The 15,637-nt window shown below is 41.8% G+C and carries 17 protein-coding genes; 16 read left to right on the forward strand and 1 reads right to left on the reverse strand.

Features of this window, described 5'->3' with window-relative positions:
- Positions 1 to 9 precede the first annotated feature (9 nt).
- Genes mbhE through MGG13_RS05005 form a run of 7 tightly spaced genes read left to right on the forward strand, consistent with a single transcriptional unit; the run spans position 10 to position 5,619 of the window.
- Positions 10 to 2,355: a hydrogen gas-evolving membrane-bound hydrogenase subunit E gene (gene mbhE, locus MGG13_RS04975; protein WP_239035584.1), complete on the forward strand. Its 2,346-nt coding sequence runs from the start codon at positions 10 to 12 to the stop codon at positions 2,353 to 2,355.
- Positions 2,342 to 2,767 (forward strand): MnhB domain-containing protein, encoded by a 426-nt coding sequence (locus MGG13_RS04980; RefSeq protein WP_133432029.1) that lies wholly within the window; start codon positions 2,342 to 2,344, stop codon positions 2,765 to 2,767. The genes mbhE and MGG13_RS04980 overlap by 14 nt, the downstream gene beginning before the upstream one ends.
- Positions 2,764 to 3,093 (forward strand): Na(+)/H(+) antiporter subunit C, encoded by a 330-nt coding sequence (locus MGG13_RS04985; protein ID WP_133432030.1) that lies wholly within the window; start codon positions 2,764 to 2,766, stop codon positions 3,091 to 3,093. Before MGG13_RS04980 ends, MGG13_RS04985 begins: the two co-directional genes overlap by 4 nt.
- Positions 3,086 to 4,531 (forward strand): proton-conducting transporter transmembrane domain-containing protein, encoded by a 1,446-nt coding sequence (locus tag MGG13_RS04990; protein WP_239035585.1) that lies wholly within the window; start codon positions 3,086 to 3,088, stop codon positions 4,529 to 4,531. The genes MGG13_RS04985 and MGG13_RS04990 overlap by 8 nt, the downstream gene beginning before the upstream one ends.
- Positions 4,531 to 5,016 carry a Na+/H+ antiporter subunit E gene (locus MGG13_RS04995; protein ID WP_239035586.1) on the forward strand — a complete coding sequence of 162 codons (486 nt, stop codon included), beginning with the start codon at positions 4,531 to 4,533 and terminating at the stop codon, positions 5,014 to 5,016. The genes MGG13_RS04990 and MGG13_RS04995 overlap by 1 nt, the downstream gene beginning before the upstream one ends.
- Entirely contained in the window at positions 5,013 to 5,297 is a 285-nt protein-coding gene (locus tag MGG13_RS05000) for a Na(+)/H(+) antiporter subunit F1 (protein WP_239035587.1), read from the forward strand. The genes MGG13_RS04995 and MGG13_RS05000 overlap by 4 nt, the downstream gene beginning before the upstream one ends.
- A complete protein-coding gene (locus tag MGG13_RS05005; RefSeq protein WP_133432034.1) occupies positions 5,275 to 5,619 on the forward strand; it encodes a Na+/H+ antiporter subunit G in 345 nt (114 codons plus the stop codon). The genes MGG13_RS05000 and MGG13_RS05005 overlap by 23 nt, the downstream gene beginning before the upstream one ends.
- A gap of 34 nt (positions 5,620 to 5,653) precedes the next feature.
- On the opposite strand, the gene nagA is transcribed toward MGG13_RS05005, so the two are convergent.
- A complete protein-coding gene (gene nagA, locus MGG13_RS05010) occupies positions 5,654 to 6,793 on the reverse strand; it encodes an N-acetylglucosamine-6-phosphate deacetylase (RefSeq protein ID WP_239035588.1) in 1,140 nt (379 codons plus the stop codon).
- 120 nt (positions 6,794 to 6,913) lie between these two features.
- On the opposite strand from nagA, the gene nagE reads away from it, so the two are divergent.
- The 9 genes from nagE to MGG13_RS05055 all read left to right on the forward strand — a co-directional run bounded on the left by nagE (position 6,914) and on the right by MGG13_RS05055 (position 15,613).
- Entirely contained in the window at positions 6,914 to 8,362 is a 1,449-nt protein-coding gene (gene nagE, locus MGG13_RS05015; protein ID WP_239035589.1) for an N-acetylglucosamine-specific PTS transporter subunit IIBC, read from the forward strand.
- A gap of 496 nt (positions 8,363 to 8,858) precedes the next feature.
- On the forward strand, positions 8,859 to 9,134 hold the full coding sequence (rpsP, locus tag MGG13_RS05020) for a 30S ribosomal protein S16 (RefSeq protein WP_133429287.1): 276 nt from the start codon (positions 8,859 to 8,861) through the stop codon (positions 9,132 to 9,134).
- 5 nt (positions 9,135 to 9,139) lie between these two features.
- Positions 9,140 to 9,367 (forward strand): KH domain-containing protein, encoded by a 228-nt coding sequence (locus MGG13_RS05025; RefSeq protein WP_133432037.1) that lies wholly within the window; start codon positions 9,140 to 9,142, stop codon positions 9,365 to 9,367.
- Between the two features lie 42 nt (positions 9,368 to 9,409).
- A complete protein-coding gene (gene rimM, locus MGG13_RS05030) occupies positions 9,410 to 9,910 on the forward strand; it encodes a ribosome maturation factor RimM (protein WP_133432038.1) in 501 nt (166 codons plus the stop codon).
- Positions 9,907 to 10,632 (forward strand): tRNA (guanosine(37)-N1)-methyltransferase TrmD, encoded by a 726-nt coding sequence (gene trmD / locus MGG13_RS05035; RefSeq protein WP_133432039.1) that lies wholly within the window; start codon positions 9,907 to 9,909, stop codon positions 10,630 to 10,632. Before rimM ends, trmD begins: the two co-directional genes overlap by 4 nt.
- 139 nt (positions 10,633 to 10,771) lie before the next feature.
- The gene (gene rplS / locus MGG13_RS05040; RefSeq protein ID WP_224184546.1) at positions 10,772 to 11,119 is read left to right on the forward strand and encodes a 50S ribosomal protein L19; all 348 of its coding nucleotides are present in this window, start codon (positions 10,772 to 10,774) and stop codon (positions 11,117 to 11,119) included.
- Positions 11,120 to 11,253: 134 nt separating this feature from the next.
- Complete coding sequence (locus MGG13_RS05045; RefSeq protein ID WP_239035590.1) at positions 11,254 to 11,448, forward strand: hypothetical protein; 195 nt, start codon at positions 11,254 to 11,256, stop codon at positions 11,446 to 11,448.
- Between the two features lie 158 nt (positions 11,449 to 11,606).
- Positions 11,607 to 13,799, forward strand: a complete 2,193-nt coding sequence (locus MGG13_RS05050) for an ABC transporter ATP-binding protein (protein WP_239035591.1) — start codon at positions 11,607 to 11,609, stop codon at positions 13,797 to 13,799.
- Positions 13,796 to 15,613, forward strand: a complete 1,818-nt coding sequence (locus MGG13_RS05055; RefSeq protein WP_239035592.1) for an ABC transporter ATP-binding protein — start codon at positions 13,796 to 13,798, stop codon at positions 15,611 to 15,613. Before MGG13_RS05050 ends, MGG13_RS05055 begins: the two co-directional genes overlap by 4 nt.
- Positions 15,614 to 15,637 lie beyond the last annotated feature (24 nt).

The following is a 15,637-nucleotide window of genomic DNA, read 5'->3' on the forward strand; positions in this document are numbered from 1 at the left end:
AAGTGAATTATGCTCATCTTATTTCTGTTATTTGGACTCGTCATGATGGCTCTTACTTTATTCCATTATTCGTTGACTCGTCGAATTCCTTTAGGTGTTACGGTTCTTTTTTATCCGCTGGTGGGCGCAGTTATCAGTCTTTATGCGCTCGTCACTAAACAGACCTTCAGTCAGACGATTCCGTGGATTCCCGCTTTTGATATTAATTTTTCCTTCAGACTTGACGCTTTAAGCCTCATCTTTTTTGCGCTTATTTCATTTATAGGCGTGCTTGTTGTCATTTATTCTATTTTCTATCTCTCATCACGTGAGAACCTGCCTAAGTTTTATAGCTATTTACTGCTCTTCATGATTGCGATGTACGGTGTTGTTTTGTCCTCAAATACAATCGTTCTTTACTTGTTCTGGGAGCTGACTAGTATATCCTCTTTCCTGTTGATCAGTTACTGGAATAAAAAGTCAGCTGCCCTTCAAGGCGCGCTTAAGTCATTTCTTATCACTGTCTTTGGCGGCATGATGATGCTGCTTGGTTTTATCGCACTTTATGTTATAACGGGGACAAATGACATTGTCGCTATAGCCGAATTAATGAAAGGCACCGATAAAAATGTGCTTTATTATTTTGCGCTTGCCTCTATATTACTGGGTGCATTAACTAAATCTGCACAGTTCCCGTTCCATATCTGGCTGCCGGATGCTATGGAAGCGCCGACACCTGTCAGTGCATTTCTCCACTCAGCGACAATGGTTAAAGCAGGTATTTATCTATTGCTTAGAATGATGCCGGTTTTCAGCGGGGATCCGATTTTTCAGTGGATACTGGTGATTGACGGTTTGATCACCATGCTTGTCGGCAGTCTTTTTGCGGTCCGTCAATCAGACTTAAAAGGGCTGCTTGCTTATTCAACTATCAGTCAGCTGGGCATGATTGTGACTTTGATCGGACTCGCTGCATTTGACGGTATGAACCCAAATTATCAGCCTTTTATTGTCATGGCACTTATTGCAGCACTGCTTCATATTATCACGCACGGTATATTTAAAGCGGCGCTCTTTATGGGGGCAGGTATAGTCGATCATGCGGCGCATACGCGTGACATGAATCAATTAGGCGGCTTAAGAAAAGCTCTGCCTGTCACTTTTATCGTGATGACGATTGCAGCACTTTCTATGGCAGGGATACCGTTTCTGAACGGCTTTTTAACGAAAGAGATGTTCCTGACTGCTTTAGTAGATCTCAGAGAACTGAATATAAATGGTGTATTCTGGCTGATTGCAGCTGGGGTCATCGCAAGTGTCGGTACTTTTGTTTACAGTTTGATTGCGATTGCACGTACATTCTTCGGCCAGCAGACAATTGAAATTGAAAAGGGTGAGTCTAAAGGCATTCTGATATCGCCGACGATTTTAGCTGTTCTGGTTATTTTGTTGTTCTTTATACCAAATGTACTACTTGTGTATATGATTGAACCTGCATTATCTGTCATACTCGACTTTAATCCGGGCACTTATGTGAAGCCGATTCATGCATGGCATGGATTTAATTTACCTTTGATGCTGACGATCGTGATTATTATAAGCGGCTTGGTCATTGTTCTTACTGGTGTCTACCGTAAACTGTTTCCTAAATATAAAGAGATGCCTCTAAACAAAGTATATAGAAAGACGTTGCATGGCCTGGATGTTGTCAGCCATCAAATGATTCGCCGGATTATGACTGATCGTCTCAACCATTATCTGATGTTTTTATTCGGGGTTGTACTGGTATTGATATTGCCGGTCACCTTAAAAGTACTGTTCGATGTTTATCCGGCTTTTGAACTGACCGAAGCAGGCATCTATCCGGTTATTTTATTACTGGTTATCAGTGTCGCTTGTTTAGCGCTGCTGCAGGTGAAGTCCAGAATGACAGCGACCATCTTGACGGGTGTCGTCGGTTACGGGACGTCTCTGATCTATGTGCTCATGTACGCGCCTGACCTTGCACTGACACAGTTTGTGATAGAGACCATTACAACTGTCCTCTTTTTGAGCTGTTTCTACCATCTGCCTAATCTCGAAAAAGAAAATAAGAGTCGGCTCAATCGAACTGTCAGCTTAACCATTGCATTCAGTATGGCGATTCTCATGATGACGATGATGGTCATTTCTCAGTCTGCTGAAAGCTTTGAATCTATTTCAGAGTTTTATGAACAGGCTTATGAATTAGCGGGCGGTAAAAATATAGTCAACGCCATTCTTGGAGACTTCCGCGCGTTTGATACGTTACTAGAGGGAATTGTTCTTTTAATTACGGGTCTAGGGATTTATGCATTAGTTAGAAAGAGAGGAGAGGTCAAGCATGAGAGAAAATGATGTACTGCTGGTGACGATTTCTAAAGTCGTTATTGTCATCATTTTGACGTTCGGATTTTATATCTTCTTCAGTGGACATAACGGACCAGGTGGGGGATTTATCGGAGGTCTTGTCTTTACTTCTGCCTTCATTCTGATGTTTCTCGCTTTTGATGCTGAGAAAATACGTCAGTCATTACCTTTTGACTTCAGATATCTTATAGTGGGGGGAAGTGTGATATCCTTATCAACTTTGTTTCTGCCGCTTTTTCTTGGTGATGAATGGCTGACACAATATGATGAATATTATCAGCTTCCTGGAGTCGGTGAAATTCACTTTACGACGGTAACTGTCTTCGAATTTGGGATATTACTGACAGTACTCGGCGTCGTGATGACAATATTATTAACGATTAGTGGTGATCAAAAATGAATTTAGTGATGATACTCATGACAGGTATTCTTACCTTTACAGGTGTTTATCTCGTGCTGTCAAAGAACCTGATTCGGATTGTTCTGGGTACGAGCATTCTAAGTCATGCCTCAAATATCTTCCTGCTTTCGATGAGCCAGGCAGGTAAAAATGTACCGATCATAGGAAATGGTGAAGAGTATGTAGATGCAGTTCCGCAGGCTCTTATTCTGACTGCCATTGTCATCAGTTTTGCGATTACCGCATTTCTGCTAGTCATCGTATACCGGACTTATCGGCATACCAATCATAACCATATTGATGCGTTAGGAGGTCATGATGAATAACTTGATATTACTGCCTCTTTTAATTCCACTTTTAGCCGGTTTAGTGACTGTGCTCTATAAGCCTTATCGACGTGAAATCACCATAATAGCAAGTGCTGTAGCAGGTGTTATAGCGTTGACGCTGTCTTTTCATGCTGTTAACGAAATGATGGTCATCAATTTTGGTGGCTGGCAGTCGCCTTATGGTATTCAGTTTGCGGGTGATTTTATCAGTCTGTCACTCTCAGGCATCAGTCTTATTCTGACTTCGCTTATTCTGATGTACGGCTTACATCGGCCGGAATATGAAAATGATAAACTGCCGTTTATTCTTTTCCTGCTCGTGGGCGTCAATGGGTCATTTCTTACCGCTGATATCTTCAATTTGTTCGTGCAGTTTGAAGTGATGCTGCTTGCATCGTTTGTCCTTATGGCGATTGGTAATCGGGCTGCGCAGTTTAAGGCGAGTATTCCATATATCGTCATCAATATTATTGGTTCATGGATTTTCCTCGCTGCTATAGCGATGACCTATCGATTGTATGGCACATTAAACTATGCACATCTATCCATCCGAGTGCAGGATCATGGCATGTCTGATCATGCGATTTTGATTGCATTGCTTTACCTGCTTGTTTTCGCCTTAAAGTCAGCGCTTATTCTGTTTATGTGGCTGCCGAAATCTTATGCGGTTCTGTCGACTGAGAATTCTGCTATATTCAGTGCGTTGCTGACGAAAGTTGGTGTCTATGCGATGATCAGATTCTTCACCGTTATTTTTTCTGTTCATGCTGCTGTCACCCACGAAGTATTATTAGTCGGCAGTATCTTCACGATGATCATCGGTTCAATAGGTGTACTTGCCTATAGAAGCATTAAATATATGATCTGTTATCAGATCATATTGTCAATCGGCATTATCTTATTTGGTCTTTCGACTCATACAGACGCGGGACTACAGGGTGCGCTGCTTTATCTGATGAATGATATGTTGATCAAGGGATTGTTGTTCCTGGTTGCAGGTATTATTATACGTGACCTTCACATCAGTACGGTCCACGCTCATCATGGTGCTATCAAACAGTATCCGCTGCTTGGTACTATTTTTCTGTTAGTGACGCTGACGATAGGAGGCGTTCCGCCGTTTGGTGGATTTGCAGGCAAGTTGCTGATAATCGAAGGCGGACTGCACGATAGATCATACATCGGCACAATCGTGATGATTATAGCGAGTCTTATTGCACTCTATACTCTGATTAGAATGTTCCTTAAAATCTTCTTCGGGGAAGTCGATAAAATGAGGACACATGACATTCCTAAACATCAGTATGGCGTCATGGTCGTTATTCTCATCTTGTCATTTTGCATTACCTTGTTTGCTCAGCCGATTATCGATATGCTGAGTCACTTCGATGTAGATCAGTATAACCAGTTTCTAATTAAAGGAGATGAGAAATAGTGGCACAGTTTCTGCTTAATATTCTGATAGCTATATTATGGACGTTATTTGGAGACCAGGATCGCTTTTATTTCTCAACTTTCTTTAAAGGCTATCTTATTGGACTTATTATTGTCTGGCTGATTCATCAGTTCTTCGGAGGTAAGTTCTATCTCTACAAGTTTTGGGCTCTTTTCAAGCTGTTCATGGTCTTCAACTATGAGCTGCTGACTTCCAGTCTGTCAACAAGTCGTTATATTCTCTTTAAGTCGTCTGAGGTAAATCCTGGGGTGGTACAATATCAGACAAAACTCACGACTGACTGGCAGATCACAGTTCTGACGATGCTGATTATTCTGACTCCGGGTTCTGTTGTGCTGAGAATTTCTGATGATAACAGCACACTGTTTATCCATGCCTTAAATCAAACGGAAAAGGAAAATAAAAAATTACTGAGTTCTATTAAAAACTATGAAGCATTGATAAAGGAGGTCATTTATTCATGAGTGTGATCATCATAAAAGTGGCATTAATTTTTTATGGTGCTGCGATGTGTCTGGCATTATTTCGGCTTCTGAAGGGACCTTCGCTGCCAGATAGAGTCGTAGCGTTTGATACGATTGGTGTCATCACGATGTCTTCTGTTGCCATCATTGGTGTACTGTATGAAACACAAGTCTATCTAGAAGCGGTTCTTATTATCGGCGTCCTGGCTTTCATCAGCACGATAGCGACTTCACGGTTTATAGAAAGGGGCGTTATCTTTGAACGTAAACGACATAAGTAACCTTATTGCGGCCTTCGTTATTCTGCTCGGCAGCATCATGACGTTGATCAGTACAATCGGAATTGTGAAGTTCAAGGATGTTTATACGCGGAGCCATGCTGCAACAAAAAGTTCGACATTAGGTGTCCTGCTTACTCTTTCAGGCGTGTTCATCTACTTCTGGGTCAATGATCATTATTTCAGCGTACGGATAATATTAGGTATCGTCTTTCTTTATATCACCAGTCCAGTGGCCGGTCACCTCATTACGCGTGCCGCCTTTAATTCTGGTGTCGAGATGTATACGAAAGAAAAAGGTAAAAAAGGAAAACGACTCAACTAAAAAGACATACAGAGCAGCTGCTCTGTATGTCTTTTTAGTGTCTATAGCCATTTTTAATGGTCATCTGGACATGACAGTCGTCATCCAGAATGACGAGGTCTGCATCACTTCCAGGGGCGATACTGCCTTTTTGGTCTGCTATGCCTAGTGCCTTAGCCTGGTTAAAACTCGTAACAGGCCAGAGTTCTGCTAAAGGACGTCCTGTGTACTCTTTCAAAAGCCGAAGTCCATCATTCATCTTGAGTATACTGCCAGCTAGTGTGCCATCACTAAGACGCGCTGTCTGATTTTTGACGATAACATCCTGTCCGCCAAGATCATAGGTGCCCTCAGACATTCCTTTTGCCCGCATAGCATCTGTGATGAGGTAAAAACGCTCACGTCCTTTCATACGATAGGCAATCGCCACAGAAGCGGGATGAGAATGCACGCCGTCGACAATCACTTCAGCAGATAACTGGTCGTTCAGCCAGGCGGCACCGAATGCACCTGGGGCACGGTGCTGAAAAGGAGTCGCAGCATTATAAAGATGGGTGATATGCTTCGCACCGAGGTCTGCTGCCTGGTTCAGCTGATCAAAATCAGCTGTTGTATGCCCGATAGAAAAAATGATATCATCTTTGAAATGCTGCAGGACTTCCTCTGCGCCAATGACTTCTGGTGCAAAAGTCATCACTTTGATCAGACCATTTGCTTTGTCCTGCAGGTCATTAATGGCTTGGATAGTCGGTTTTTGAACATAAGCCGGATTCTGGGCGCCTACTTTACTAGGAGAGATAAACGGACCTTCTAGATGGATGCCCAGCATCTCGGCATCTTCAGGCAGCTGTTTAGAGTGGTACGATTGAAGTGTTTCAAGCGCTGTCATAATAGCATCACGTGACTGTGTCATTGTCGTTGCCAGGTAACTGGTTGTACCTTCAGAGAGCAGAGACTTGGATAAGTGATGAAGACCAAGTGCATTGGCATCCATGAAATCTTCGCCGTACCCCCCGTGTATATGAATATCAATGAAGCCTGGGAGGACATGTTTGTCTTCTAGATCGATTGTCTCAAGAGGACCTGAATAGGGGCCTTCCTGAACAGATTTAATATGACTTTCTTCTATTATAATATGGCCCTCTACCGTACCGTTTTCTGTATGAATCGTGCCATTCATCAGCACATAACTCATGGGATCACTTCCTTATTAGAATGGTTACATTATAGCATAAATAGACGCTTGCTTTAGTCTATGAAAACGGTTAAAGTAATTAGGTGAAAAGTTTAACAAACTATAAAGGAGAATCAAAATATGTTAGGTTTCTTACAAAAACTGGGACGTTCATTAATGCTCCCAGTTGCAATACTACCGGCAGCGGCAATTATTATTGGTATTGCCAATACAATGATTGCTATTCAGGAAAAGCCGAATGCAGTGTCTTCATTTATTCTGAATGCAGGTGTTAGTATATTAGGTCTAATGGGCGTCCTGTTTGCTGTAGGAACAGCGCTTGGCATGGCGAAAAAGAATGACGGAGCGGTGGCGCTTGCTGCTGTTGTTGGATTTTTCATGGTATCAACTATTCTCAAACCTGTAAATGTAGCACTTTATCTAGGAATTGATGTCGCTAAAGTGAATCCGGGTTTCGAAAAACTTGATAATTCAAATGTCTTTGTTGGTATTTTAGTCGGATTGATTGCAGCATATATGTACAATCGATTTTCTGAAACAGAACTTCCTATGGCGCTATCGTTTTTCAGTGGTAAGCGTCTTGTACCGATTATGACTGCGTTCGCTAGTATGCTACTCGCATTTATACTGCTGTTTATCTGGCCTATTGTCTTCAGTGGTCTTGTTAATTTTGGTAAGATGATTTTAGGACTTGGCCCAGTGGGTGCGGGGCTTTACGGATTTTTTAACCGACTGCTGATACCTGTAGGTCTTCACCATGCCTTGAACTCTGTATTCTGGTTTGATGTCGCAAATGTCAATGACATCATCAACTTCCAGAAAGGGCACGGAACTGAAGGTATTACCGGGCGCTATATGGCTGGTTTCTTCCCGGTTATGATGTTCGGTATGCCGGCTGCTGCACTCGCGATGTATCATACAGCGAAGACAGATCAGAAAAAACGTGTTGCGGGACTACTACTCGCAGGTTCAGTCTCTGCGTTCTTTGTGGGTATTACAGAGCCCATTGAATTTGCATTTATGTTTGTCGCACCCGTTCTATTTGTCATTCATGCAGTACTGACTGGTCTTTCGATGTTCATCGCTGCTTCATTCCAGTGGACAGCAGGATTTTCTTTCAGTGCTGGCTTGATTGACTTCATACTTTCATTACTGAATCCAATGGCGCATCAGCCAATGATGCTGATGATACAAGGCGTCGTATTCTTTGTTCTTTATTATGTCATTTTCAGAGCAGCTATTCAGTTCTTTGATTTAAAGACGTTAGGGCGTGAAGATAATGTTACTGAAAGTATGAGTGAAGAAGTTGCTGCTGGAGAAGGTAAATATTCAGCAATGGCACATCATATCATCGATGGATTAGGGGGAGAGGACAATATCGTCACTCTGACGAACTGTGCCACTCGTCTTCGATTGGAAGTAAAGGATAATTCAATGATCGATGATGATAAAATTAAACAGGCAGGTGCAGTAGGGGTCGCTAAAAGTGGGCGCACACAAGCTCAAGTTATTATCGGCACACATGTTCCGCAAGTAGCTGATGAAGTAGAACGACAATTAGAATATTAAGACGAATCTATCCAGGCGAGTACTGGATAGATTTTTTGTTATGAGCGGTATCTGGCGTTTATTGCTGGTAACGTGGTGGAATCGCTTGAATACACAGAGTTACCGTTGATATTTGCTTTTTATCGCTGGTAATGTGGTGGAATCGCTTGAATACACAGAGTTACCGTTGATATTTGCTTTTTATCGCTGGTAGTATGGTGGAATTGCTTGAATGCACAGAGTTACCGTTGATATTTGCTGTTTATCGCTGGTAGTATGGTGGAATTGCTTGAATACACAGAGTTACCGTTGATATTTGCTGTTTAACACTGGTAACTTGAAGGAATTGATTATTTGCATGAAATTACGAGCGATATTTGGTGTTTATCGCTCATAACGCCAGACACCATTCAAGCCTCAAAAAAAATTCAAACTGTAAAGAAAAAATACTTTACAGTGATTTTGTTATCTGTTATAGTAAGTACTTGAGAAAAGAACTAAAGGAGAGAATTAAATTATGGCAGTTAAAATTCGTTTAACACGTATGGGTTCTAAAAGAAACCCTTTCTACCGTATCGTTGTAGCTGACGCTCGTGCGCCACGTGACGGTCGTATCATCGAAGCAATCGGAACTTACAATCCAGTTGCTAAACCAGCAGCAGAAATCAAAGTTGACGAAGAGTTAGCTTTAAAATGGTTAGCTGATGGTGCGAAACCAACTGATACAGTACGTAATATCTTGTCTACACAAGGTATCATGGAGAAATTCCATAACCAAAAAATCGCGAAGTAATCGCGATGGAACAATTATTACAAACGATTATTGAGCCACTCGTTGATTTTCCGGAAGATATTCATATATCTAAAGAAGAACATCATTCAAGTGTCACTTATCATATAAGCGTCAACAAAGAAGATACTGGCAAAGTCATCGGTAAGCAAGGTCGTCTGATTAAGGCGATTCGTACGCTGACGATGGCGGGCCAGCACGAGTCAGGTAAAAAAGTGTTTGTAGAAATTGATTAAGGGGTGCCTGTTGGTGCCCTTTTTTTATTAGGAGGCGATCTAATGTCAGTCAATGTAGGTAAGATTGTGAATATGCATGGTATTAAAGGTGAGGTGCGTGTGCTGTCTGCTTCAGACTTTACACAGGAGCGTTTCAAACCGGGCAATGAAATCATCATTAAGCAGAATAATGAGGAAACAACTGTTAAGATTAAAAGTTACCGTACGCATAAGAACTTCCATTTACTGCAGTTTGAAGGGCTGGAGAACATTAATTTTGTCGAGAAGTTTAAAGGTGCCGATATATTTCAGGACATCGATGAGATAGAGATTCCACTCGCAGAAAATGAGTTCTACTACCATGATATTATCGGCTGTACAGTCTTTAATGCAGATGAACCGATCGGCCGAGTGATAGATATCTTTGAAACAGGTGCGAATGATGTCTGGGTCGTGAAAGGTAACAAGGAATATCTGATTCCCTATATCGAGGATGTCGTGAAAAAAGTAGATGTCGCGAATAAAACAATTATAATAGAAGCAATGGATGGACTGTTATCGTGAGAATTGACTATCTGACACTCTTCCCTGAGATGTTTGAGACCCTCAATCATTCCATTATGAAGCGTTCTCAGGATAAGGGGATTGTCTCTCTTAATCCGGTGAATTTCCGTGAGTTTTCGAATAATAAGCATAATCAGGTGGATGACTACCCGTACGGTGGCGGGCAGGGTATGGTGCTGAAACCGGAACCTGTCTTCAGTGCGATCGAGTCGCTTGAAGTGTCCGATCAAACGCGTATTATATTAATGTGTCCGCAAGGTGCACGTTTTGATCAGGCGAAAGCAGAAGAACTGGCTCATGCAGAGCATCTGATATTTATCTGCGGTCACTACGAGGGATATGATGAACGGATTCGGACGGAGCTGGTGACCGACGAGATTTCGCTCGGGGATTTTGTCCTGACTGGTGGTGAGCTTGCTGCGATGACGATGACAGATGCGATTGTACGTCTGATTCCTGATGTGCTTGGAAACGAAGTCTCTCACGAAGATGATTCATTTTCTTCCGGTCTACTGGAGCATCCGCAGTACACTCGCCCTGCAGACTTTAAGGGAATGCAGGTACCTGATGTGCTGCTCAGTGGTAACCACAAGCTGATAGAAGAATGGCGGCATCAGGAAAGTCTGAAACGGACATTTGAAAGACGACCGGATCTTTTAGAAAGTTATCCACTGACACAAGCGGATATTCAGTATTTACAGACGCTCGGCTACCAGGAATAAAATTAATTTATAAACTGTCAAGATTTTTTCTTGTCAGAAGCGTTCAATTGTGATAATATTCTATGAGTGTGAAAACACATAATCACTATGGTCCGCTGAAATTATTATTTTAAGAACATAGGAAGAAGGAGAAGGAAAAATGAACAACAAATTAATCGATGCAATTACTAAAGAACAACTCCGTACTGACATCCCGGCATTCCGCCCTGGTGATACTTTAAAAGTACACGTACGTATCGTTGAGGGAACTCGCGAACGTATCCAGGTCTTTGAAGGTGTTGTAATCAAACGTCGTGGTGGCGGTATCTCTGAGACTTTCACGGTTCGTAAGATTTCTTACGGTGTGGGTGTAGAACGTACTTTCCCAGTACACACTCCAAAAATCGAGAAAATCGAAGTATTACGTCGTGGTAAAGTACGTCGTGCGAAACTTTACTACTTACGTAGCTTACGTGGTAAAGCTGCTCGTATTAAAGAAATTCGCTAATAAAAGCGTGAAGCATCCTGAGTATTCAGGGTGCTTTTTTTATTGTCTACTGTAAATTCTTATTTTTAGATATATTGTAAATTATTGACTTTGATAAAAATGCTCATTAGAATGAATTAGAAAAGAGGTGCATAGTGATGGGATTTTATTATCTGATAATATTACTAATAGGCGTTACTAGTTTAGTTTTAGGTCTGAGAAGCCAGTCTTTAAACCAAAAAGTAATTTTAGTTGTTGCTGGTGTACTAACTATTACAGGATCTTTGTTGTTATTTCTGCCAGGCAGTTCTGAGATTTTAGCAATTTTATTTGATATTAAGAGTGCCTGAGTTCTTCAAGTGCTATTAACTTCTCATGTTTGACATGAGTCTGTTAATAGGGCTTTTTTTGTTATCCAACATTTCTACGAGTTTTGTTCATTGACTCAACCAGTCGTACGCTATATGATTTACCAAGTAATGAAAAAGAAATGTAAAGGAGTGAAAAAATGTTATATATTTTCAGATATTTAAAAGCCTTCATCATTCCACTTCTACTGGCGATTGTTTTTCTATTTGTACAGGCATTTAGTGATCTGAGTCTGCCGAACTATATGTCAGATATTGTTGATAACGGTATACAGCAGAATGGTGTGACGGATGAGGCACCAGAAGCCATCAGTCAGAATGGAATGAAGCTGATGCAGACCTTTATGACCGATAATCAGAAAGATAAGGTCAAAGCTTCTTATCAATTAGTCGACGCTGAACAGTACAAAGATACATATAAAAAAGCAGAAGGACAGTTTTATGTAAGACAGGATGTATCGAGTAGTGAGCTGAAAGATTTAAATAGTACGTTCCATAAATCAAGTCTTGGACTGTTCAATGCGCTCAGTGATGCTTCTAAGTCACAGAACAAAACAGCTCAACCGACTGAGAAAAAACTGGATGTGACTCAGCTCTACAAGATTCAGCCAGTTCTCGATCAGCTGCCTGAAACGAAAAAAGAAGCATATCGCAACCAGAAAGCAGATAATGATATCATGACGAAACAGCTCGGCGTTAGTCTGACTCAATCATTTTATAATGAACTGGGACTTGATATCACAAAAATTCAGACATCCTATATCATTAAGATGGGTCTTTTCATGTTAGGCATTGCGCTGATCGGTGGTATCGCGACGATTATGGTGAGCTTACTGTCATCTCGTATAGCAGCCGGCTTAACACGTAACTTGCGTCGTGATGTCTTTAAGAAAATTGAAAGTTTTTCATTTAAGGAGATAGACAATTTCTCAACCGCGTCATTAATTACCCGCTCTACAAATGACATGACGCAGATTCAGCAGTTCTTTATGATAGGAATCCGTATGATCTGTTATGCACCGATTATGGGGGCAGGCGGGGTCATTATGGCGATCAATAAATCAAACTCTATGAGCTGGATTATCGTGATTGCTGTGGTCATTTTACTGATCTTTATCGGCATTATTATGGTGCTCGCCATTCCAAAGTTTAAAATCATTCAGAAACTGGTGGATAAGGTCAACCTCGTGTCACGTGAATTTTTAAGTGGCTTAATGGTTGTCCGTGCATTTGGTACAGCGGAGTACGAGAAAAAACGTTTTAACGTCGCTAACAGAGATCTGACAGATACTAATTTATTTATCGGGCGGGTGATGTCACTCATGTCGCCTGTTATGACACTGATTATGAATGGTGTGTCGCTTGTTATTGTCTGGGTAGGGGCGCACCGTATTGCTGATGCTTCCATGCAGGTGGGTGATATGATGGCGTTCATCCAGTATACGACACAGATCATCATGGCTTTCCTGATGCTATCGTTCACGTTTATCCTGATTCCGCGTGCTGCTGTATCAGCTGGTCGGATCAAGGAAATACTGGAAACAGATTTATCAATAGATGACCACCAGAATACGAAAGAATTTACAAATCAGAGTGGTCTTGTTGAATTCAAAAACGTCAGCTTTAAACATGACGGCGCGAAGGAATATGCGCTTAAAAATATCGATCTAGTGGCAAGACCAGGAGAGATGACTGCGATCATCGGTTCAACAGGCGCAGGGAAATCGACTCTGATTAATCTGCTGCTCAGATTCTATGACACAACGAACGGGGAAGTGCTGTTAGACGGCGTAAATATTAGAGATGTTAAACTAGAGAGCCTGCGGGACCGCGTTGCACTTGTGCCGCAAAAAGCAGCACTCCTAAAAGGGACTATCCGTTCTAATCTGCGGGTCGGTAAGGAAGACGCAACTGATGAAGAGATGCTTCTTGCCTTTGATATTGCTCAGGCGACTGAATTTATCTCACAGATGGACGGACTTGATACAGAAATCTCGCAGAACGGCAGTAACTTATCCGGTGGTCAGAAACAGCGTCTGGCTATTGCCCGTGCAGTATTGCGCGATGCTGAAGTTCTGGTATTTGATGACAGTTTCAGTGCACTGGATGCGAGAACAGAGAAACAGCTGAGACAGGCTCTTTTCAATCAGCAGATAGGGAAGACGATTATCGTCATCGGCCAGCGTGTAACTTCTATCATGGGTGCTGAACAGATCATCGTTCTAGATAAAGGCGAAGTGGTCGGCAGAGGTACACATGAAGAATTACTTCGAACAAACAAGGAATATTTCGAGATTGCATCATCACAATTATCTGAGGAGGAGTTAGCATGAAACAGGATAAACCCAATAATATGAAACAAGCGCTCATGCGACTCTTCAGGTATATCGCCGCATACCGTCTGATGATTCTACTGGTCATTATTTTAGCGATGGTTTCAACTGTCTTTATGATTTTTGGACCGAAGATTCTTGGTAACGGGATTGATGTCCTCTTTAAAGGGGTTATCGCACAGACAAATGGTACCGGCAGTATTGATTTTGGTGAAATAGAGCGTGTCTTACTCTTACTCACAGCATTTTATCTGGTCAGTGCACTCTTCAACTATCTGCAGGGATATGTTATGTCTGGTGTTACCGCCAAAATAACTTATTCTTTAAGAGAAGATATCAATAAAAAACTCCATCAACTGCCGCTCAAATATTATGATAAAACGTCACAAGGTGATGTCTTAAGTCGTATCACTAATGATATCGATACCATCAGTCAGACGTTAAATCAAAGTTTAGCGCAGATTATTACTTCCATCACGATGCTGATCGGTATCTCGATTATGATGTTCACCATCAGCTGGCAGCTGACTCTCGTCGCACTATTGACACTGCCACTGTCAATGATTGCAGTTGTCATGATTATGAAGAATTCACAGATTCATTTTAAGAACCAGCAGGAATCACTCGGGCTAGTCAATGGTCACGTTGAAGAAATGCTCAGCAATCATACAGTCATCAAAGCATTTAACCGCGAGACAGAATCCGGCAGAACATTTGAGGCATACAATGATACACTTTACAAGTCAGCCTGGAAAGCGAACTTCCTGTCCAGTCTGATCATGCCGATTACGATGTTTATCGGTAATATCACTTATGTCGTCATCTGTATACTCGGCGGCTACTTTGCAGTAAAAGGCACGATGACTGTCGGCGGCATTCAGGCATTTATCCAGTATATCCGACAGTTCAATCAGCCGATCTCTCAGATTGCAAGTATCAGTAATACGCTGCAGCTGACAGCAGCTGCGACAGAACGAGTATTCGCAATTATTGATGAGCCAGAAGAAGTAAAAGATGATGTCCATGCATTATCGGTCGCAGATCATCGTCAAGACGTGAGTAGAGAACATGTTTATGTTGAAGGTTCAGTGGACTTTGAAGGCGTGAACTTCGGTTATAATGCAGATAAAACAATCATCAATCATTTTTCAACACACGTTAATCCTGGGCAGAAAGTCGCCATTGTCGGTCCGACAGGTGCCGGGAAATCAACTATCATCAAGCTTCTGATGCGTTTTTATGATGTGAACAGCGGTGCCATCAAAATAGATGGCATCAATATACAGGACTTTAAACGTGATGAACTACGTAAACTGTTCGGTATTGTGCTCCAGGATACATGGTTATTCAACGGGACGATTCGTGAAAATATCCGCTACGGTAAACTGGACGCTACAGTTGCAGAAGTAGAGCAGGCAGCACGTGATGCGCAGGTTGATCACTTCATCAGAACATGGCCGCATGCTTATGATATGGTCTTAAATGAGGAGACGAGCAACGTGTCACAAGGTCAGAAACAGTTACTGACCATCGCCCGTGCGATTCTATCAGATCCTAAGATTCTGATTCTCGACGAGGCAACCAGTAACGTCGATACACGAACAGAAGTCCTGATTCAAAAAGCGATGGATAAACTGATGGAAGGACGGACCAGCTTCGTTATTGCACACCGTCTATCTACAATTCGGAATGCTGACTTGATTCTTGTCATGAAGGACGGGGATATCATCGAGCAGGGTACACACGATGAACTATTGGAGCAGGACGGCTTTTACAAAGGATTATATGAAAGTCAGTTTGACGAGGCAGTATAAGAAAAATCCCGTTATATCTTTTAA

The sequence above is a fragment of the Macrococcus brunensis genome (assembly GCF_022343725.1).
Taxonomy (GTDB): domain Bacteria; phylum Bacillota; class Bacilli; order Staphylococcales; family Staphylococcaceae; genus Macrococcus; species Macrococcus brunensis.

Coding starts and splice junctions, on each gene's coding strand:
- MGG13_RS05025 (WP_133432037.1), top strand. CDS start 9,140: ATGGAACAATTATTACAAACGATTATTGAGCCACTCGTTGATTTTCCG.
- rplS (WP_224184546.1), top strand. CDS start 10,772: ATGAACAACAAATTAATCGATGCAATTACTAAAGAACAACTCCGTACT.
- MGG13_RS04980 (WP_133432029.1), top strand. CDS start 2,342: ATGAGAGAAAATGATGTACTGCTGGTGACGATTTCTAAAGTCGTTATT.
- mbhE (WP_239035584.1), top strand. CDS start 10: ATGCTCATCTTATTTCTGTTATTTGGACTCGTCATGATGGCTCTTACT.
- MGG13_RS05050 (WP_239035591.1), top strand. CDS start 11,607: ATGTTATATATTTTCAGATATTTAAAAGCCTTCATCATTCCACTTCTA.
- nagA (WP_239035588.1), bottom strand. CDS start 6,793: ATGAGTTATGTGCTGATGAATGGCACGATTCATACAGAAAACGGTACG.
- MGG13_RS05055 (WP_239035592.1), top strand. CDS start 13,796: ATGAAACAGGATAAACCCAATAATATGAAACAAGCGCTCATGCGACTC.
- nagE (WP_239035589.1), top strand. CDS start 6,914: ATGTTAGGTTTCTTACAAAAACTGGGACGTTCATTAATGCTCCCAGTT.
- MGG13_RS05000 (WP_239035587.1), top strand. CDS start 5,013: ATGAGTGTGATCATCATAAAAGTGGCATTAATTTTTTATGGTGCTGCG.
- MGG13_RS04990 (WP_239035585.1), top strand. CDS start 3,086: ATGAATAACTTGATATTACTGCCTCTTTTAATTCCACTTTTAGCCGGT.
- MGG13_RS04985 (WP_133432030.1), top strand. CDS start 2,764: ATGAATTTAGTGATGATACTCATGACAGGTATTCTTACCTTTACAGGT.
- rimM (WP_133432038.1), top strand. CDS start 9,410: ATGTCAGTCAATGTAGGTAAGATTGTGAATATGCATGGTATTAAAGGT.
- rpsP (WP_133429287.1), top strand. CDS start 8,859: ATGGCAGTTAAAATTCGTTTAACACGTATGGGTTCTAAAAGAAACCCT.